The organism is Bosea sp. ANAM02 (assembly GCF_011764485.1).
GTDB lineage: Bacteria > Pseudomonadota > Alphaproteobacteria > Rhizobiales > Beijerinckiaceae > Allobosea.
In genome coordinates, this window is record NZ_AP022848.1 from 3,113,080 (window position 1) to 3,133,495 (window position 20,416).

The 20,416-nt window shown below is 67.1% G+C and carries 14 protein-coding genes and 1 tRNA gene; 8 read left to right on the plus strand and 7 right to left on the minus strand.

Going from position 1 to position 20,416, the window contains the following annotated elements; translation table 11 throughout:
- Positions 1-22: 22 nt before the first annotated feature.
- From prfB to OCUBac02_RS14950, 3 genes are all read right to left on the minus strand, one after another.
- A protein-coding gene (gene prfB / locus OCUBac02_RS14940) for a peptide chain release factor 2 (protein ID WP_173046679.1) occupies positions 23-1,151 on the minus strand; the annotation gives its coding sequence in 2 pieces (ribosomal slippage) (positions 23-1,081 and positions 1,083-1,151; 1,128 coding nt in all).
- Positions 1,152-1,330: 179 nt separating this feature from the next.
- Positions 1,331-3,775: a penicillin-binding protein 1A gene (locus OCUBac02_RS14945; protein WP_047580202.1), complete on the minus strand. Its 2,445-nt coding sequence runs from the start codon at positions 3,773-3,775 to the stop codon at positions 1,331-1,333.
- A gap of 313 nt (positions 3,776-4,088) precedes the next feature.
- On the minus strand, positions 4,089-5,309 hold the full coding sequence (locus OCUBac02_RS14950) for an N-acetylmuramoyl-L-alanine amidase (RefSeq protein WP_244638950.1): 1,221 nt from the start codon (positions 5,307-5,309) through the stop codon (positions 4,089-4,091).
- A 708-nt stretch (positions 5,310-6,017) separates the two neighbouring features.
- Between OCUBac02_RS14950 and OCUBac02_RS14955 the strand changes: the two genes are divergently transcribed.
- On the plus strand, positions 6,018-8,780 hold the full coding sequence (locus OCUBac02_RS14955) for a ribonuclease E/G (protein ID WP_173046681.1): 2,763 nt from the start codon (positions 6,018-6,020) through the stop codon (positions 8,778-8,780).
- Between the two features lie 158 nt (positions 8,781-8,938).
- Positions 8,939-9,337, plus strand: a complete 399-nt coding sequence (locus tag OCUBac02_RS14960) for a hypothetical protein (protein ID WP_173046683.1) — start codon at positions 8,939-8,941, stop codon at positions 9,335-9,337.
- 49 nt (positions 9,338-9,386) lie between these two features.
- Here the strand turns inward: OCUBac02_RS14960 and OCUBac02_RS14965 are convergent, their stop codons facing one another.
- Both OCUBac02_RS14965 and OCUBac02_RS14970 read right to left on the minus strand, forming a co-directional pair.
- Positions 9,387-11,669, minus strand: coding sequence for a mechanosensitive ion channel family protein (locus OCUBac02_RS14965; RefSeq protein ID WP_052232541.1), 2,283 nt, complete (start codon positions 11,667-11,669; stop codon positions 9,387-9,389).
- An 89-nt stretch (positions 11,670-11,758) separates the two neighbouring features.
- Positions 11,759-12,949: a pyridoxal phosphate-dependent aminotransferase gene (locus OCUBac02_RS14970; protein WP_173046685.1), complete on the minus strand. Its 1,191-nt coding sequence runs from the start codon at positions 12,947-12,949 to the stop codon at positions 11,759-11,761.
- A gap of 186 nt (positions 12,950-13,135) precedes the next feature.
- Here OCUBac02_RS14970 and OCUBac02_RS14975 point away from each other — a divergent pair, with 186 nt between their 5' ends.
- From OCUBac02_RS14975 to accC, 4 genes are all read left to right on the plus strand, one after another.
- Positions 13,136-13,942, plus strand: coding sequence for a DsbA family protein (locus OCUBac02_RS14975; protein ID WP_173046687.1), 807 nt, complete (start codon positions 13,136-13,138; stop codon positions 13,940-13,942).
- A gap of 129 nt (positions 13,943-14,071) precedes the next feature.
- On the plus strand, positions 14,072-14,527 hold the full coding sequence (aroQ, locus tag OCUBac02_RS14980; RefSeq protein WP_173046689.1) for a type II 3-dehydroquinate dehydratase: 456 nt from the start codon (positions 14,072-14,074) through the stop codon (positions 14,525-14,527).
- Positions 14,528-14,600: 73 nt separating this feature from the next.
- On the plus strand, positions 14,601-15,065 hold the full coding sequence (gene accB / locus OCUBac02_RS14985) for an acetyl-CoA carboxylase biotin carboxyl carrier protein (protein ID WP_173046691.1): 465 nt from the start codon (positions 14,601-14,603) through the stop codon (positions 15,063-15,065).
- Positions 15,066-15,106: 41 nt separating this feature from the next.
- Positions 15,107-16,468 (plus strand): acetyl-CoA carboxylase biotin carboxylase subunit, encoded by a 1,362-nt coding sequence (accC, locus tag OCUBac02_RS14990; RefSeq protein WP_173046693.1) that lies wholly within the window; start codon positions 15,107-15,109, stop codon positions 16,466-16,468.
- Between the two features lie 229 nt (positions 16,469-16,697).
- On the opposite strand, the gene OCUBac02_RS14995 is transcribed toward accC, so the two are convergent.
- A complete protein-coding gene (locus OCUBac02_RS14995; protein ID WP_173046695.1) occupies positions 16,698-17,810 on the minus strand; it encodes a M20 family metallopeptidase in 1,113 nt (370 codons plus the stop codon).
- 46 nt (positions 17,811-17,856) lie between these two features.
- Between OCUBac02_RS14995 and OCUBac02_RS15000 the strand changes: the two genes are divergently transcribed.
- On the plus strand, positions 17,857-18,135 hold the full coding sequence (locus OCUBac02_RS15000; RefSeq protein ID WP_156134927.1) for a hypothetical protein: 279 nt from the start codon (positions 17,857-17,859) through the stop codon (positions 18,133-18,135).
- 43 nt (positions 18,136-18,178) lie between these two features.
- Positions 18,179-18,252, plus strand: a tRNA-Gln gene (locus OCUBac02_RS15005).
- A 304-nt stretch (positions 18,253-18,556) separates the two neighbouring features.
- Here the strand turns inward: OCUBac02_RS15005 and guaA are convergent.
- A complete protein-coding gene (gene guaA / locus OCUBac02_RS15010; protein WP_173046697.1) occupies positions 18,557-20,125 on the minus strand; it encodes a glutamine-hydrolyzing GMP synthase in 1,569 nt (522 codons plus the stop codon).
- Positions 20,126-20,416: the final 291 nt, after the last annotated feature.

Consider the following 20,416-nt stretch of genomic DNA (forward strand, 5'->3'; position numbering starts at 1 on the left):
CCATGGCCGAGCGTGACATCTCCTAGTCGATATCCTCGACTTCGACCGTCGTGCCATAGACGCGCTGCGCCAGCGATGCCTCCATGAAGGGATCGAGATCGCCGTCGAGCACCTCGGAGGGTGCCGTCGAACTCACGCCCGTGCGCAGGTCCTTCACCAGCTGGTAGGGCTGCAGCACATAGGAGCGGATCTGGTGGCCCCATCCGATATCGGTCTTGGAGGCCTGCTCGGCATTGGCCTTCTCCTCGCGCTTCTTCAGCTCGACCTCATAGAGGCGGGCGCGCAGCATGTCCCAGGCCTTGGCCCGGTTCTTGTGCTGGGAGCGCTCCTGCTGGCAGGCCACCGCGATGCCGGACGGGATATGCGTGATGCGCACCGCCGAATCCGTCGTGTTGATGTGCTGACCGCCGGCGCCCTGGGCGCGATAGGTGTCGATGCGGCAGTCCGATTCCTTGACGTCGATGACGATGCGGTCATCGACGACGGGATAGACCCAGATCGACGCAAAGGAGGTCTGCCGCCTGGCATTCGAATCGAAAGGCGAGATGCGCACGAGGCGATGCACGCCCGATTCGGTCTTCAGCCAGCCATAGGCGTTGTGGCCCTTGAACTGCAGCGTCGCCGACTTGATGCCGGCCGTGTCGCCGTCCTGATATTCGAGCGTCTCGACCTTGAACTTCCGCCGTTCGCCCCAGCGCCGGTACATGCGCAGCAGCATCTCGGCCCAGTCCTGGCTCTCGGTGCCGCCCGCGCCGGGATGGATCTCGACATAGGTGTCGAGCATGTCGGCCTCGCCCGAAAGCAAGGTCTCGACCTGCAACCGAGCCGCCTCGTCCTGCACGGCCTTGATCGCCTGCTCGCCCTCGGTGACGGTGGCGTCGTCGCCTTCCATCTCGCCGAGTTCGATCAGCGTCAACGCGTCGTCGAGCTCGCGCTCGAGCTTGGTGATGCCCTCGATCTGGGTCTCCAGCGAGGTGCGCTCGCGCATCAGCTTCTGCGCGGCTTCGGCATCGTTCCAGAAATCGGGTCCCTCGGAGAGGGCGTTCAGTTCCGCTAGGCGGCGCTGGGCTTGATCCCAGTCAAAGATGCCTCCTCAGCAGTCCGATCGACTGCTTGGCGTTATCGAGCTGCGTCTGGATTTCGGGGCGCATGATTCCGTCTGGACGTCCTTGTGGGCTGTGCTTGGAGGCTGAGATAGGGGCGAAAGGCCCGGCTGTAAACGCCCGAGACTATATCCCCTGCCCATCGGGGCGGCCATGGACTGGCCGGTCCGAAAAGAGCAACGCCCGGAGATGATCTCCGGGCGCCGCAAAAAACACTTGCTATTGGCTCAGTAAAGCCCGCCGGTGCCCGAACCGACGGCACGGCCGCCCCCACCGACACCGAGCGGCGCGCTGCCGTCGCCGGCGGCGCCGATCACCGAATAGCTGTCCGGCGGCGCCGTGCCCGGCTTGAAGGCCTCCAGGATGCCGCCCTCGCCGCCGGCGCGCATGCCGGTGCGGGGGTCGACGCGGATGAGCTTGATGCCGGCCGGAACGCGGAACGGCGTCGCCGGTTTGTCCTTCAGCGCGACGCTCATGAAGTCGCGGAAGATCGGTGCGGCATACTGGCCGGCGGTCGCCGAGGTGCCGAGCGATTTCGGCTTGTCGAAACCCATATAGACGCCGACGGCGAGATCGGGCGAGAAGCCGACGAACCAGACATCCTTGGCGTCGTTGGTCGTGCCGGTCTTGCCGGCGAGCGGCTTGCCGACGGACTTGACCACCGTCGCCGTACCGGCGTTGACCACGCCCTCGAGGATCGAGACCATCTGATAGGCGGTCAGCGGGTCGAGCACCTGCTCGCGATTGTCGATCAGGCGCGGCTCCGGCTGGTTCGCCCATTTCTCGGCGTTGCAGCCCTCGCAGACGCGCTGGTCGTGGCGGAAGATCGTCGAGCCCGAACGGTCCTGGATACGGTCGATCAGCGTCGGCCGGATGCGCTTGCCGCCATTGACCAGCATCGAATAGGCCGCGGTCATCCGCATCACCGTCGTCTCGCCGGCGCCGAGCGACATCGACAGCACGGGCTGAAGATCGTCATAGATGCCGAAGCGGCGCGAATACTCGGCGATCAGCGGCATGCCGACATCCTTGGCAAGCCGCACCGTCATCAGGTTCTTGGAGAACTGGATGCCGTAGCGCAGCGTGCGCGGCCCGGTCGACTTGCCGTCGTAGTTCTCCGGCCGCCACATGCCGAGGCCGGGACCCTGATCGATCTCGATCGGTGCGTCCAGGATGATGCTGGACGGCGTATAGCCGTTGTCGAGCGCGGTCGCGTAGACGAAGGGCTTGAACGAGGAGCCGGGCTGGCGCAGCGCCTGCGTCGCGCGGTTGAATTCCGACTGATCGTGGCTGAAGCCGCCGACCATCGCCAGCACGCGGCCCGAGAACGGGTCCATCGCGACGATGGCGCCGTTGACCTCCGGCAATTGCCGCAGGCGGGCGAAACCCGGCCGGCTGTCCATCGGCTCGACATAGACGATATCGCCGACCGAGACGGCCTGCGAGACGCGGGCACGGCGGGTCCATTTGATGCCGTCGGCCGCGAGCGTCAGGATCTGCCGCTCCTTGTTGAGATGGCCGGCATTGTCGCGCAGCGGATGCAGGCCCAGCTTGGCGCTGTCGCCATTCACATCGAGCACGACGGCAAGCCGCCACGGCGCGACGTCGCCGAGCACCGGCAACTCACCGACGACGGCACCCCATTCCTTGCCGCCGAGATCGATCTTCTGGATCGCGCCGCGCCAGCCGCGTGCCTCGTCGAAACGCACCAGACCATCGACCAGCGCCTTGCGCGCCATCAACTGGGTCTTGGGGTCGACCGTGGCCCGAACCGAAAGGCCGCCTTCGAGCAGCTTCTTCTCGCCGTAGCGGTCCTGCAGCTCGCGCCGGATCTCCTCGGCGAAATAGCCGGCGGCGATCTGATTCGGCGAAACGGTGCGCGGATTGACGCCGAGAGGCTGCTTCTTGGCGATCTCGCCCGCCTCGCGCTTGACGTAGCCGTTCTCGACCATGCGATCGATGACGTAGTTGCGGCGCTCGATCGCGCGATCGCGGTTGCGGAAGGGATGCAGATCCGAGGGTGCCTTCGGCAGGGCGGCCAGATAGGCGGCTTCCTGCAGGTTCAGCTCGTGCACCGACTTGCCGAAATAGTTCAGCGCCGCAGCGGCGATGCCGTAGCTGCCCTGCCCCGGGGCCGGCGCGCCGAGATAGATCTCGTTGAGGTAGAGTTCGAGGATCTTGTCCTTCGAATAGGTCGATTCGAGCTTCAACGCGACGAGCGCCTCGCGAATCTTGCGTTCGATGGACTGCTCCGGGCTCAGGAAGAAGTTCTTCGCGACCTGCTGAGTGATCGTCGAGGCGCCCTGCGGCCGGCGATTGGCGCCGCGGTTGCGGAAGTTCGAGATCGCGGCGCGGACGAGACCTTCGGGATCGACGCCGACATGCTTGTAGAAATTCTTGTCTTCGGCCGAGAGATAGGCGTCGATGACGAGCTTCGGCACGGCCTGGATCGGCAGGTAGAGGCGTCGTTCACGCGCGTACTCCGCAATCAGGCTGCCGTCGCCGGCATGCACGCGGGTCATAACCGGCGGCTCGTAATTCCGGAGCTGCGCATAATCGGGCAGGTCGCGCGAATAATGCCAGATCAAGCCGCCGGCAACGGCAGCGCCGATCACGAAAGCGATCGCACCGGCGGCGAACAACCATCCGAAGATTCGCAGAACAAACCGCATCTCAGGCCCTGGATCCCGTAACTGCCATCGGCTGCCCCCAAATCAGGGCGCGTCGCAAATCATAGCTATAACATGACGCAGATGGCGGAACCGTGGCCTGCCGACCACAATCCGCATCATCCGGCGAGACTACGCTGTCATCCCGTGCGCGCTGCGGCATGGAATGCCGCTGCGCAGACACGGGACCGCGCGCCGCTTCGTGTTCCACCCTCCTCGCCACCCGAAAAGGCGCCCCTTCCGGTTGACGGTCCCGTGTCTGCGCAGCGGCGCTATGCGCCGCAGCGCGCACGGGATGACAGCGCGTCAGCACGTCCTAGTTCCGGTTCTCGGCCGCCTTGCCGACCGAGGCCCGCTCGCGGGCGAAATAGTCCTCGATCGCGGCCGATACGGCCGTCACCGCCTTGCCGCGCCATTCCGGCGAGTTCAGCAGTTCGGCATCCTTGGGGCTGGACATGTAGCCCAGTTCGATCAGCACCGAGGGCACGTCCGGTGCGCTCAACACCCAGAAGCGAGCCGAGCGCAGCGGGATCTTGTGCATCTTGATCGAGCCGCCGAGCTTCTCGACCAGATTGCGCGCGAAGACCCCGGTGAAGGTCCGCGTCTCGCGCCGGGCGAGGTCCATCAGGATGCCGGCGACATCCTGCAGTTCCTCGCTGCTTTCCAGGCCGGCGACGGCATCGGCCTCGTTCTCCTTGGCCGCGAGCCGGGCAGCCTCGGCGTCGGTCGCGCGCTCGGAGCGGGTATAGACGGTGGCGCCGCGCACCTCCTGCGCCTGTGTCAGCGAATCGGCATGGATCGAGATGAACAGGTCGGCCTGCTCGCCGCGCCCGATCTGCACGCGATCACCGAGCGAGACGAAACGGTCGTCGTCGCGGGTCATGACGACACGGTAGCGGCCATTGGCTTCGAGCTGTTCCTTGAGCGCCTTGCCGAAGGCAAGGACCACGACCTTCTCTGCGATCGCGGCAACCGTCGCACCGGGATCGATGCCGCCATGGCCGGGGTCGATGACGATGGTGTGCCGGGTCTCGCCGGCGGTCTTGGCCGCTGGCGCCGGAGCCGGGATGGTCGATGAAGGCTTCAGCATCTTGCCGGCCTCGGCCAGGAAGTCCGCCCGCGCAGTCTTCTTCAATTCGATAGTCAGCTCGCCGAAGCCGCCACGCACCGTCTTCACCACGGCTTTTGCGATGCTGGCGGGATGGGACAAGTCGATGATGATTCGGGCCTTGTCGGCCGTGAACAGGCCATAGCGATAGCCGCTGACGAAACCGGCGCTGCGCCTTGCCGAGGGCTGAATCTGGAAATTGGTCGAGGGCAATTCGACGATCACCCGATCCGGCGCGGCCTGCACCCACGCATCGACCGCGACCGACGCGGACAGCATCATCGTGAGCCGCACGGTCTCGCCGCTCTGCTCGATTCGGGCATCGGTCGCGACCGGATACTCGTTCTGCGGCCGCGGCTCAGCCTTGGGCTGGGCCTGCGCAACGCCCGCCAGGGAAACGCTCGCCAGCAGGCATGCGACGGCAAGCACGCACCGCAGCGCCCGAAATCGCCACGGCGCATCGCAACGGCTCGGATCGGCGCGGCGGATGCACGATAACAGTTGAAAGATCCCGCAGATTGTTACGAGGGTTTAACCATAACGGGGCTGAAATCCTAACAGCCCGTTACCATCTCTCCCGGAAGCCGGGAACCGCCCGTTATGCGCCCCGGCTGAAATGCGGCCGTCATGTGACTTGCAAATCACCATCACCTGTCTGTAATGGAGCAGGTTGCTTGTCAGCCTGCCCGAGGGACACATCCGGATCGTGCGATCCGTCGGCGTCCGAAGCAGGTTGGGCCGTCTCTTCCCAGCGGAGCGGCGGCAACAAGACGACCGCAACGGATCGTCCGCAGACGGTTGGCATCGGGATTGCGTGTTTTCTGCGCCCTGCCCTGTCTTGCGAGCGTGCAAACGCGATGTGCCTGGCCGCCCGGCCGGAGCATCGCAGGTCAGGACAGATGACGGGGCATAAGACGCCGCTAGCACCATCGGTGAACCGTCCGAACCTGCGGAACCGCGCGGGGCTTTGCGCCCGGGCTGCTGTTCCGAGCCGCCTTCCTGTCTCGACCGCTTCCTTCTCCCTCCTGCAACATGCCGGCTTGCTCCGGCCTTCTCGCGGCGCCCCTGCCCGCGGCGGCGGATCGATATCCGTAGCCGTGCGGCCCCGGTCGGCGGCCGCGCCAATGGAAATGACTTATGGCCAACAAGATGCTTATCGATGCCACCCACCCGGAGGAGACCCGGGTCGTGGTGGTCCGCGGGTCCCGCGTCGAAGAGTTTGATTTCGAATCCGCCAGTCGCAAGCCGCTCCGCGGCAATATCTATCTCGCCAAGGTGACCCGCGTGGAGCCCTCGCTCCAGGCGGCCTTCGTGGAATATGGCGGCAACCGTCACGGCTTCCTCGCCTTCTCCGAGATTCATCCGGACTACTATCAGATCCCGGTCGCCGACCGGCAGGCCCTGCTCGACGACGAGGCCCGCGCCGAGCGTGACGAGGAGCGCGACGAGGAGCGCCGCGAGAAGCGCGGCCGCCGCGACCGTGGCCGTCGCGGCGACCGCGACAGCCGCGCCAAGAAGGCCGCTGCCGACGAGACCGTCTCGGCCGAGGTCGAGGCGACCGCCGAGACCGGCGAGGAGCGCGTCGAGACCGACGGCAAGGAAGCCGCGATGGTCAACGAGGGCGGCCCTGCCTTCGGCGAAACCTTCGCCCCCGACGTCGCCGAATCGACCACTGAGGATGCCGCCCCGAACGCCGCGCCGCTGACCTTCGAAACCGTCGAGGCCACCGTCCCGGCCGAGGAGACCGTCGTTTCGGCCGAGGCGCCGGAGAGCCCGGAGACCGAGGCGCGCAAGCCGTCCGAGGACGAAAGCGACGACGAGAACGGCGATGACGATGCCGAGGAGGCTCCCGAGCAACTCGGCGGCGGCGACGCCCTCGACGACATGCCGGAGCGGCGCCAGCGCAGCCACCGCCGCCAGTACAAGATCCAGGAGGTGATCAAGCGTCGCCAGATCATCCTGGTCCAGGTCGTCAAGGAAGAGCGTGGCAACAAGGGCGCGGCGCTGACCACCTATCTCTCGCTCGCCGGCCGCTATTCCGTGCTGATGCCGAATACCGGCAAGGGCGGCGGCATCTCGCGCAAGATCACCAATACGGAAGACCGCAAGCGCCTGAAGGAGATCGCGCAGGAGCTGGAGGTCCCGGAGGGGATGGGCCTGATCCTGCGCACGGCCGGCGCCTCGCGCACCAAGGTCGAGATCCGGCGCGACTACGAATACCTGATGCGGATGTGGGAGAGCGTGCGCGAGCTGACGCTGGCCTCCGTCGCCCCGTCGCTCGTCTATGAGGAGGGCAACCTCGTCAAGCGCTCGATCCGCGACCTCTACAACAAGGATATCGACGAGGTTCACGTCGCCGGCGAGAGCGCCTATCGCGAGGCCAAGGACTTCATGCGCATGCTCATGCCGAGCCATGCCAAGAGCGTGAAGCCTTATCGCGAGCAGACCCCGCTCTTCGCGAGCTTCGGCGTCGAAAGCCAGCTCGACGCGATGTTCTCGAACACGGTCACGCTGAAGTCCGGCGGCTATCTCGTCATCAACCAGACGGAAGCGCTGGTCGCGATCGACATCAACTCGGGCCGCTCGACCCGCGAGCACAATATCGAGGACACCGCCCTCAAGACCAATCTCGAAGCGGCGGAGGAAATCTCCCGCCAGCTCCGCCTGCGCGACCTCGCCGGCCTCATCGTGATCGATTTCATCGACATGGAGGAGAACCGGAACAACCGCGCCGTCGAGAAGAAGCTGAAGGAGTGCCTGAAGGACGACCGCGCCCGCATCCAGGTCGGCCGCATCTCGGCCTTCGGCCTGCTGGAGATGTCGCGCCAGCGCATCCGCACCGGCGTGCTCGAATCCTCCTCGGTGCCCTGCCCGCATTGCGCCGGCGCCGGCATGATCCGCTCGACTCCGTCGGTCGCGCTGCAAATCCTGCGCGCGCTGGAGGAGACGCTGATCAAGAGCGCCTCGCACAACCTCACCGTCCGCACCAGGCCGGAGGTCGCGCTCTACGTCCTCAACCAGAAGCGCGCCCATCTCGCCGATCTCGAGACCCGCTTCGCCATCGCCATCACCGTCTCGACCGACGCGAACCTGCTGGGCACGCGCTATTTCGAGGTCGAGCGCGGCGAGTTCGTCGGCAACGAGGGCCGGGTCGTCCCGACCAGCTTCAAGGCCGAGGCGATCGCGTCGGATGTCGACGATGAGGCGCTCGACGCCGCCGCTGAAGCGGCTGCCCTCGACGCCGAGACCGACGGCACCGAAGCCGTCGCGGCCGAAGCACAGGGCCAGTCCGAGCGTGGCGAGGGTGAGAACGGCCGTCGCCGCCGCCGTCGCCGTCGGCGCCGGCGTGGCGGCGAGCGCGACGAGCAGGGCCAGCAGCTCGACGGCGCGCAGGGCGATGACGAAGGCGACGAGGGCGAGGATGACGGCGACGGGGCCGTGACCCCGGCCGCTGCCGAGCCGGTTGCCGAAGCCGTGGCCGAGGTCGCCCCGGAGCCGGTCGCCGAGGAGCCCGCAGCCAAGCCGAAGCGCAGCCGCGCCCGCAAGCCGAAGGCCGAGGCCGCCAAGGAGACCGAGGCCAAGGTCGAGACCGCCGCGGCCGAAACCGCTCCCGCCGAGGCCGAGAAGCCCAAGCGCAGCCGCTCGCGCAAGAAGGTCGTGCCGATCACCGAGGGCAGCGAAGCCGCCGCGGAAGCCGCTCCGGCCCCCGCCGAGACGAAGGCCGAGGCCCCGGCTGCGGCTCCCGAGGCCGCTCCGGCTCCGGTCGAGCCCGCTCCGGCGCCTGAGCCCGCCCCGGCCAAGGCCCCGGTGGAAGAACCCGTCGCGGTCGTGCTGACCGAGCCGGACCCGAACCGGCCCAAGCGCGGCGGCTGGTGGAACCGGCTCGCCGGCCGCTCCTGATCGCGCTGACCACATCCGCTGAATGACGAAGCCCGCTGCGATCCGCAGCGGGCTTTTTCTTTTCACGGTCCAGCAAAGCGGGCAGGATCATCGTCCGGAGAGCATGCCACCCGAGGCAGGAGCCGATGCCGCCGCCACGTAACCGCGAGCGCATGGTCATGATCGCGCTGGCCGCCATCGGCTTGACGGGCCTCGCTTATCTCGCCTGGAGCGCGATCGGCTGGTTCGGCGTGGGCATGCTCGGGCTGCTGGTGCTGTTCGTCGCGCTCAGGGTCGAGCTTGAGGGTGATCGTCCGGTCGGAACGCAGACGACGCCCACGCTCTACGCCGATCAATTCCATGCCGAGCGCGCACAGAATCGCGCCGAGCGTGCAGGCAGGCGCGCCGAGGTCGCATCATTTACCGCGTCGACCGGCCTGTTCGCCTATGCCGGCGCCCTACTTGCCATCAGCAGCTTCGGGCTGGTCTTCCTCGGATGGGGGCACTCCGATCCGCCAGCGCTCCTGTATCTGTTCGGCAGCCTCATCTGGGACACCTTCCAGAAAGGCAGGCCCTGACAGGGTGGGAACGGCTTGAGGGGTCCACCGCTGGCGGCACCGGCCCGTTTCAGCCCGCCGCCGGTGCCAGCGGCGTCGGGGGCGGCACGGCCGAGATCGCGGCTGCCGCCTGGTTCTGCGTGCCGCCCTCGCCGCCACGCACCGTGACGGCATTCGAGGCGAAGGGCACGCGAGCCTCATTGAAAGCCCGGTAGACCCGCTTCAGCGACTCGCGCTGCAGCATCGAGGCCTGGTTCGGCTTGCCGGTGAATTTGAGCCTGACGACGATGGCTTGGTCGGTAATGTCGGCGACGCCCTGCATCTTGAGCGGGGCGATGAAATGCGGCCCGAACTCGGGGTCCTCCATCAGCGCGATGCCGGTCTTCTTGATCGCCTTGCGCGCCTGCTCGATATCGGCGGAATGGTCGAGGCGGACATTGAACTTCACCGTCGCCCAGTCGCGGCTGGCATTGGTCAGGGACTGGACCTGGCCGAAGGGCACGGTGTGGATCTGGCCGCTCTGGTGGCGCAACTGCATCGAGCGCAGCGAAATCTTCTCGACGGTGCCCTTGAGCCGGCCGGTATCGACATACTCGCCGACGCGGAAGGCATCCTCGATCATGAAGAAGAGGCCGGAGACGATGTCGCGCACCAGCGCCTGCGAGCCGAAGGACAGCGCGAGGCCGAGAATGCCGAAGCCGGCGAGCAGCGGTCCGATATCGACACCCAGACGCGACAGCACGATGAGGATGGTGAGGCCGAGCACGGCGCCCAGAACGACGCCGCGCAGGACCGGCAGCACCGTCGCCAGGCGCGTCGGGACGCTCGCCTCATGGGCGGCATCCTCGTCGGCGGGGCCGATGGTGGCGCGCTTGGGCGTATAGCCGTCGAAGAAGGCGTGCAGGAAGACGAGCGCGACCCAGCCGGCGAAGGCGAAGACGGCGACGCCCGCCGTCTGCCGCATCACCATGGCGAACTGGCTGGACGTGACGCCGAGCAGGAGGCCCGCCCAGATTCGGGACAGCACGAAGAACCCGGCCGCCCAGATCACGCCGACCGCCGCGGCCCGCAAGGCGGCGCCGCCCGCCAATGTCAGAGGCGTTGCGCCTTCGATGGCTTCGCGCCGCGACGCATGGCAGTTCAGCAGGCTCGCCACGCCGACGACCAGGATCGGGATCACCACGATCGCGACCTCCGTCAGAGCCGCGGCCTCCGCCCAGCGCCCGCCATTGCGCATCATCGCCGCAGCGCAGGTGACCATCCAGAGGATCACCATCACCCCCATGTAGAACCAGGCGGAGCCCCCCGCGATCAGGCGGCGCATCGCGCCGGGATGCGCGGAGCCGGCGAATATCAGCGCGGCGAGATCGCGGCGTACGTCGTTGAAGAACCACAGCTTGAACAGCGTCAGCGCCGTGCTGCTCAGCACGATCAGGCCGGTTGCCGGCAGGGGGCCGGAACCGACGCGGTGCGCCAGCAGGATGCTGATCACGGCCAGCGGCGTCGCCACGGCATAGATGGCGAGAGCCCGGTAGTGCCGCTCGGCCCGCGGCAGCGGCATGATCCGCCGCTCGGGCGCGCCCGGAGCGAGCAGGAATCGACCGGTCGCGATATAGAGAGCTCCGATCGCGGCACCATTGGCGCCCGTCGTCAGCGCGAACATCGCGAGGTCGTTCTCCGGCAGCCACGCATTGCGCGCGACGCGCACCGCGATCAGGGCCACGAGGATCGTCAGGACGTCCTGCAGCAGCCCCCAGCCGGATGCGATCAGGCGCGGGGTGAATTCCGGCCCTCTCGGCTGCCGCCGCCGGGCGAACCAACGCTCGCCGGCCAGCCGGAAGGCAAAGGCGATCGCCAGCGCGAGGCAGAGGATGCCAAGGGTGCGCCAGCCGGCCGATAAACCGCTGCGCCCGTTCAGGTTGCGCTGCCAGGCCTGCTCCCAGTCAGCGGGCAACTGGACGATGCTGGGAATCGCGGTGCCGCCCTGGTCGAGCCCCTCGACGAACTGGTCGATCAGCGCGTTGATCTGGACCTGGATGCCGTCTTCGTCCGCCATCGACGGCTTGGGCGCGTCCGGCTTGGGCGCGGCGGCAGCGGCGGGTGCAGGCGTCGCGACGCCCCCGACCCTGATCTCGACCTGCCGCCCCGGGGCGGACAGGGCATCGACCATCTTGCGGATCGTCTCGGGCGTCTCATCGCCGCGCAGGTTGAGGACGACGGAGGATTGGCTTTGAGCCTTGGCCGGTGGGACCGAGATCATCGCGGCGAGAGCGAGCACCAGACAACCGGCAAACGCCGCCAGCCGGGCAACGCTGCGCCGCGGAACGGATGCCGCCGATACTACGACGTTCATTGGCAGGTCTCCGCGCTATCCCACAAGGACAGAATGCTGGGATTCCGCGAAGTCTGGCAAGCAGTCCACGCAGGCTAAAAGGCTGCCGGTCAGCGCTTCTTCATCCAGGTGCCGATGCGCGTCACCGCTTCCTCGCATTCGCCGAGCGAACCGGCGAAGGAGAGCCGGATCGTACGGGCTCCGCGCGCCTCGTCGAAATCGAGCCCGGGCGTGATCGCGACCCCGGCTTCCTCGAGCACGCTGCGGCAGAAGGCCATCGAATCGTTCGAGTACCGGCCGATATCGAGATAGATGTAGAAGGCCCCGTCCACCGGCAGGAAATCGCCGAGCCCGATCTCAGGCAATGCCTTCAGCAGGAAGGCGCGGTTCTGCGCATAACCCGCCTTGATCGCCTCGCATTCTTCGGTCGCGTCGAAGGCCGCCTCGCCCGCGACCTGGCTGAGATAGGGAACCGAGATCGAGAAATTCTGCTGCAGGCGCTCGATCGTGCGCACCAGCCGCTGCGGCACGACGAGCCAGCCGACGCGCCAGCCGGTCATGCAATAGTATTTGGAGAAGGAGTTGACGATGATCGCATCGGGATCGGCGGCGAGCGCCGTCGTCGCCGCGGTCTCGTAGGTCAGGCCGTGATAGATCTCGTCCGAAATGTACCAGAGCCCGAGCTTGCGGCAGCAGGCGGCGACATCGGCGATGGCCTCCGGCGCCATCACCACGCCGGTCGGGTTGGCCGGGCTCATGGTCAGCACGCCGGCGAGCGGCTTCTCGCGATGGGCGCGCTCGATCAGGTCCGGCGTCAGCGCGAAGCGGGTCTCGGGGCCGACCTCGATCGCCACCGGCTCCAGCCCGAGCGCGATCAGGATGTTGCGATAGGCCGGATAGCCCGGCGCCGTGATCGCGATGCGCGAGCCGGGCTGGAAACAGGCGAGGAAGGCGAGGATGAAGCCGCCGGACGAGCCCGTCGTGACCACGATGCGCTCGGCCGCCACCTGGACGCCATAAGCGTCTCGATAATGCCGCGCGATGCGACCCCTCAGCGAATCCGTGCCGAGCGCCTGCGTATATCCGATCCGGCCATGCTCCAGCGCCCTGGCTGCCGCGGCGCGGATCGAGGCCGGCGTCGGCGCCGAGGGCTGGCCGACCTCCATGTGTACGACCGAACCGCCGCGACGCTCGATCGCCGTCGCCTGGTTCATCACGTCCATGACGATGAAGGGCGCGACGCGCTCGGCCCGCTCGGCGAGAGCGGGCAAGGCGGCAGGCGCAATCAGGGGCTTCGACATCGGCTCGTCCGGTTTCGCGAGGAGGCCCGCTCGCGTAGCCGACCCCGCCCTCGCCTGCAACCATCGGCCGCATCCGCTGGCAGAGCTGTGATTTGACCTTCACCCGCCGAACACCCACAAGCTCGCGGCTGGAAGCGCTGCTTGCGCCGCGGTTTGCCGCCCGGCGGCTATGAAAAGGATGACGAGATGGCTTTCCCGACCCTGACCAGCCTGGCGCGCGCCTGCCTGCGGCCTGCCGCGATCGCGCTGAGCCTTTGGCTTGCGGTCTCCGCCGCGCCGGCCATGGCGCAGGGCCAGCCGCTCTCGCCCGAGCAGCGCAAGGCGGTGACCGACCTTGTCCGCGAGACGCTGCTGAAGAACCCCGAGATCATCCAGGACGCCCTGATCGAGCTGGAGCGCCGCAACACGGTCGCCCAGGCCGAGGCCCAGCGCAATGCCGTCGCCGCCGAGAAGGCCCGCATCACCGACCCCGCGACCTCGGTCATCATCGGCAACCCGCAGGGCGACATCACCCTCGTCGAGTTCATGGACTACAATTGCGGCTTCTGCAAAAGGGCGATGGAGGACGTTACTGCACTCTCCAAGGCCGATCCGGAACTGCGCGTCGTGCTCAAGGACTTCCCGATCCTCGGGCCTGATTCGGTCGAGGCCAGCCGCGTCGCCGTCGCCGCCAAGAACCAGCTCCAGGGCGCGAAATATTTCGAGTTCCACAACAAGCTGATGGCCGTGAAGGGCAAGGTGAACGCCGCCAAGGCCCTCGAGGTCGCCAAGGAAGCCGGCGCCGACGTCGCCCAGTTGAAGAAGGATATGGAGGCGCCAGCAACGAAGGCAGCGATCTCGGACACCGTCGCGCTCGGCGATCGCCTCGGCCTGACCGGTACGCCGGCCTTCATCATAGGCGACGAGATCGTCTTCGGCGCGGTCGGCCAGGCCGCCCTCAAGGCGAAGATCGATTCCGTCCGCCGCTGCGGCAAGACCGACTGCGCCGGCTGATCGATCGTTCCAACATCATTCGATGGACCGGCAGGGCACTTGGAGCCTCTAAGACTTCCCCTGCCGGCCCGCAACGTTTATGAGGGCGGCTCCTGCCGCCCGCGCGCGGTGCCGGAATCAACGCCCCCTATGGTCGCCGTCCACGTCCTGAACGGACCCAATCTCAACCTGCTCGGAACCCGCGAGCCCGGAACCTATGGCGCGGTCACGCTGGCCGGCGTCGAGGAACGCCTGCGCCGCAAGGCCGAGGCGGCGGGCGTAGAACTCACCTTCCGCCAGACCAATTCCGAGGGCGAGCTGGTCACCTTCATCCAGCAGGCGGGCCTGGCCGGTGCCGGCGTCATCATCAACGCGGGCGCCTATACCCATACGTCGGTCGCCCTGCGCGACGCGATCAAGGGCGTCGATGCGCTGGCGATCGAAGTCCATATCTCCAACGTGCATGCGCGCGAGGAATTCCGGCACCACTCCTATATGGCACCGGTCTGCGTCGGCGTGATCTGCGGCTTCGGCGTCGCGAGCTATGACCTCGCTCTCGACGCGATCGTGCCGCTATTGGAAAAGCGGGCGGCGCAAGCCGCCTGAGCCATTTTTGAACGGGAGCGCGGCTCGAGCGTCGCCTCCATCCGAATATCCGAAGAAGACGGTGACACCCGCCATGGCGACCAAGAGCCCGATCGACCCCGAACTTGTCCGCGAGCTCGCCGAGCTGCTGAACCAGACCGATCTCACCGAGATCGAGGTCGAGAAGGGCGATCTGCGCGTCCGCGTCGCCCGCAACATCTCGACGACCGTGCAGGTGCCCGCCGCCGCGCCGATGATGGCGATGCCGGCCCCGGTGGCTGCCGCCGCTGCGGCGCCCGTCGAAGCCAAGCCGACCGCCGCCCATCCCGGCGCCGTGCCCTCCCCGATGGTCGGCACCGCCTATCGCCGCCCCTCGCCCGATGCCAAGCCCTTCGTCGAGATCGGCAGCGTCGTGAAGCAGGGTGAGCGCATCCTGCTCGTCGAGGCGATGAAGACCTTCAACGACATCGTCGCGCCCCGCGCCGGCAAGGTCACGGCCATTCTGGTCGAAGACGGCCAGCCGGTGGAGTACGGCGAGCCGCTGCTGGTGATCGAGTGAGCGCGGCGCCTCGCGCCGCCGGGTCCGTTTCGGGTTTCAAGATGTTCGACAAGATCCTGATCGCCAATCGTGGAGAGATCGCGCTGCGCGTGCTGCGCGCGGCCAAGGAACTCGGCATCGCGACCGTCGCGGTGCATTCCACGGCCGATGCCAACGCCATGCATGTGCGCCTCGCCGACGAGAGCGTCTGCATCGGCCCGCCGCCGGCCCGCGAGAGCTATCTCAACATCCCCGCCCTGATCGCGGCCTGCGAGATCACCGGCGCCGACGCGGTCCATCCCGGCTACGGCTTCCTCTCCGAGAACGCCCGCTTCGCCGATATCCTCGACCGGCACAACATCACCTTCATCGGCCCCAAGGCCGAGCATATCCGCTCGATGGGCGACAAGATCGAGGCCAAGCGCACCGCCAAGCGCCTCGGCATCCCCTGCGTGCCGGGCTCCGAGGGCGGCGTCGCCGACGAGGTCGAGGCCACGCGCATCATCCGCGAGATCGGCCTGCCCGTCATCATCAAGGCCGCCTCCGGCGGCGGCGGCAAGGGCATGAAGGTGGTTCGCACCGAGGACGAGATCGCCGTCCTGCTCGCCACCGCCCGCAGCGAGGCCAAGGCCAATTTCGGCGACGACGCGGTCTATATCGAGAAATATCTCGAGAAGCCGCGCCATATCGAGATTCAGGTGCTCGGCGACGGCCGCGGCAACGCCATCCATCTCGGCGAGCGCGACTGCTCTCTGCAACGCCGCCACCAGAAGGTCTGGGAAGAAGGCCCCTCGCCCGCGCTGAACGCCGGCGAGCGCGACCGGATCGGCGAGATCTGCGCCAAGGCGATGCGCGAGCTGCAATATCGCGGCGCCGGCACGATCGAGTTCCTCTACGAGGACGGCGAGTTCTACTTCATCGAGATGAACACCCGCATCCAGGTCGAGCATCCCGTGACCGAGATGATCACCGGGATCGACCTCGTCAACGAGCAGATCCGCATCGCCGCGGGCGCGCCGCTCTCGCTCAAGCAGTCCGACATCGTCATCGAGGGCCATGCCATCGAGTGCCGGGTCAATGCCGAGCATCACGCGACCTTCCGCCCCTCGCCCGGCAAGATCGCCTCGTTCCACACGCCGGGCGGCCTCGGCGTGCGCGTCGATTCGGCGGCCTATCAGGGCTACACGATCCCGCCGCATTACGATTCGCTGGTCGGCAAGCTGATCGTCCATGGCCGCAACCGCGACGAGTGCCTGATGCGCCTGCGCCGCTCGCTCGACGAGTTCGTCGTCGACGGCGTCGACACGACGCTGCCGCTGTTCCGCACGCTGGTGCGCAACCCGGACATCCTCAACGGCGATTACAACATCCACTGGCTCGAGAAATTCCTCGCCGCCGGCGGCATGGGCGAGCCGGAAGCCTGAAGCTTCGGGCAATTCCTGAACCGAGAAAGCCCCTCGCGCTGCGAGGGGCTTTTTTCTTGTCAATGCCCTCTACTCAAAACCGCGGGTCATCCCGGGTGGAGCAAAGCGCAGACCCGGGATCCATGCCAGAGCGCTTCCGATAGAGGTTCAGGAATGGATCCCGGGTCTCCCTATGGTCGCCCGGGATGACACGCGTTTCCTTTGAAAGCCGAGAGCGCAACGCGGCGTCTCAGATCGCCTCCAGAAGGCCCTTCATCAGCGCCTGACGCGGCACGATCGAGGAGATCAGCCCGTATTCCTGCAGCGTATGGGCGCCGTCACCGTCGATGCCGAGTCCGTCGAGGGTCGGCACGCCGAGCGCGGCGGTGAAGTTGCCGTCCGAGCCGCCGCCCGTCATCGGGCAATCCTGCAGATCGAAGCCGACATCGGCGGCAACCTTGCGCGCCAGCTCGAACAGATCCGCGACCTCCGCCGACTTCTCGTAGGGCGGCCGGTTCATGCCGCCGGTGATGCGCAGCGCGACATCGGGATCATGCGGCTTCAGGCTGAGGATGCGGTTCTCCATCATCGTGCCGTCGGCGAGCGTGGTGACGCGGCAATCGACGCTGAACCAGGCATGCTGCGGGATGACGTTCGCCGCCGTGCCGCCGCCGACCAGCGCGACGCTGGTGGTGATGCCGCGCGCATAATCGGTCATGCCCTCGATCGCGAGGATCTGGTGCGCCGCCTCGCGGATGGCACTGCGCCCGTCGGCATGTTTCGAGCCGGCATGGGCCGGGCGCCCCTCCAGCCTGACGTCGAAGCGGCCGACGCCCTTGCGGGCCGTGACGATCCTGCCGCCCTGCCGCGCCGGCTCGGTGACGAGCACGGCCTTGGAGCCCCTCCCGATCTCCTCGATCAACGCGCGGCTGGTCGGCGAGCCGATCTCCTCGTCCGGCGTGAACAGGAAGACCATCGGCCGCCTGGCCGAGCCTGCGGCCGCGACCTGCTTGAAGGCCTGCAGGGCGAGCCAGGCGCCGCCCTTCATGTCGTAGACGCCGGGGCCGTAGAGCCTGTCGCCGTCGATCCTGACCGGTAGCTCCTTCGCGCTGGTGCCGACCGGATGGACCGTGTCGAGATGTGACATCACGGCGACGCCGGGCTGGCCATTGTCGAGGCCTGCGCGCAGCACGACCGTGTCGCCCAGCCCATCGCGGCCAGGAATGCGCTCGACCGCGATCGGCAGCCCCGCGACGTCCTTCTGGACGAGGTCCATCATGCCGTTAAGGCCGGCGGGATGGCTGGTCGGACTTTCGAGCGCGACCCAGACGGAGAGCGCGGCGGCGGCTTCTTGCTGATTCATGGCGCGATGTTCTTCGAAGAAGCCCCTGGCACGCAAGGCTGCACCCATGCGTGACGCACAGGCCGGGGCCGCCCTCCCGTCTCGCGGCCGAGCAGACTGTCGCGCGAGCATGAAGCATCGGGTCGCATCGCCGTCCGCCCTCCTGTTCGAGCCCGAACAACGGCATTTCCCGCCGCTCGCCGCCTGCCTTCTTGCATCGATCGATCGCGAAAGGCGCGACGATATGCGGGAGAACAGGACGCGAAACGTGGTTGCCGACGTTTCTGTGAAGCGTTTTGCACTGCAAGCGAATTCTGCTCTTGCCAAGCCGGATCGCATTGATTAGACCCCGGCTCACCAACGCGGCGCAGCACACAGCGCCCCGTCGTTGGGGGATCGTCTAACGGTAGGACCCCAGACTCTGACTCTGGTTGTCTAGGTTCGAATCCTAGTCCCCCAGCCACTCGCGTGTGGCTGACGCTCAAGTAAAATAAATCCTGTATCGGGTGCACTCCGCTCGCCGTCGGCACCGAGGGGAGATTCGCATGCTCGCACGCGCCTCGCGCCTGGTGCCGGGCGCGCTGTCAGGCTGGGTAAGCTTGGAGGCGAAAGCTCCGCAATTGTTGCTGCTACGCGCCGGGCGGAGATGCCTGACACTCTCCATGCTCGGCGGCAGAACGGCTCTACCCGAACAATGAAACGCCGAGACCGCCCGCTGGCGGGCTACAAACCTCGACGACCTTAGGCCGGCTCCGGCAGGGCCTGAATCATTCCCACTCGATCGTGCCGGGAGGCTTGGACGTCACGTCGTAGACGACGCGGTTGATGCCCTTGACCTCGTTGATGATGCGGGTCGCGGCGCGGCCGAGGAAGTTCATGTCGAAGGGATAGAAATCCGCCGTCATGCCGTCGACCGAAGTCACGGCGCGGAGCGCGCAGACATGGTCGTAGGTCCGGTAGTCACCCATCACGCCGACGGTGCGCACCGGCAGCAGCACGGCGAAGGCCTGCCAGATCACATCGTAAAGGCCGGCCTTGCGGATCTCGTCGAGATAGATCGCATCCGCCTTGCGCAGGATGTCGAGCTTCTCCTTGGTGATCTCGCCGGGGCAGCGGATGGCGAGGCCCGGCCCCGGGAAAGGATGGCGGCCGACGAAGGCCTCGGGCAGGCCGAGCTCGCGGCCGAGCACGCGAACCTCGTCCTTGAAGAGCTCGCGCAGCGGCTCGACGAGCTTCATCTTCATGCGCTCTGGCAGGCCGCCGACATTGTGGTGGCTCTTGATCGTCACCGAAGGTCCACCGGAGAAGGAGACGCTCTCGATCACGTCGGGATAGAGCGTGCCCTGGGCCAGGAAATCGGCGCCGCCGAGCTTGGCGGCCTCGGCATCGAAAACGTCGATGAAGAGCCGGCCGATGGTCTTGCGCTTGGCCTCCGGATCGGCGCCGCACTTGGCGAGCTCGGAGAGGAAAAGCTCTTCGGCCTCAACATGGACCAGGGGGATGTTGTAGTGATCCCTGAACAGGCGGACGACCTCTTCGGCCTCGTTCATCCGCATCAGGCCGTGATCGACGAAGACGCAGGTGAGCTGGTCGCCGATCGCCTCATGGATCAGCACGGCCGCCACCGCCGAGTCGACGCCGCCGGACAGCCCGCAGATGACGCGGCCGGCGCCGACCTGCTCGCGGATCTTCTTCTGCATCTCGGACCGATAGGCCGACATGCTCCAGTCCGGCTTGCAGCCGCAGATCGCGACGACGAAGTTGCGCAGGAGCTTGCCGCCGTCGGGAGTGTGGACCACCTCTGGGTGGAACATCGTCGTATAGAAGCGCCGCTCCTCGTCGCTCGCCACGGCATAAGGGGCGTTCTCCGAGGTCGCCTTGACGGTGAAGCCGGCCGGGAGCTGCGTGACCCGGTCGCCATGGCTCATCCAGACCGGATAACGGCCGCCCTCCTCCCAGACGCCCTCGAACAGCGCCGAGGGGGTAACGATCTCGACATCGGCGCGACCGAATTCGGCAGCGTGCCCGCCCTCGACCTTGCCACCGAGCTGATGGGCCATGGTCTGCTGGCCATAGCAGATGCCCATCAGCGGGATATTGGCCGAGAAGACCGCCTCGGGAGCGCGCGGGCTGCCCTCGTCCGGCACCGAGGCCGGGCCGCCCGAGAAGATCACGCCCTTCGGCTTCATGCGGGCGAAAGCCTCGGAAGCGGACTGGAACGGGGCGATCTCGCAATAAACGCCGATCTCGCGGATGCGACGCGCGATGAGCTGCGTCACCTGCGAGCCGAAATCGATGATGAGGATGGAGTCGTGATGGGGCTGAGCGCTCGTCATCGCGCTCCGTTAATGGATCGCGCGAGGCGACGCAACGGCGGCGACCGACTAAGAGCCTCTAACAAAATCCGGAGGGGTCTCGACGCCGGCAATTCGTCCGCTCCGCCAGGAGCGGGGTGAAGCCGATACCGTTGGTATCGGCAAGCGCCGCGACGCCGCGGGCGGCCGAATTCCCGGCGCCGAAGGTGGGCATTGGAGGGCCGCCTGCGGCGTCGGAACGACTTGCCGATATCGAAAGATATCGGCTGCGCGCTCCTCCTGGCATCCGTCTCCTCCTGGCATCCGTCTCCT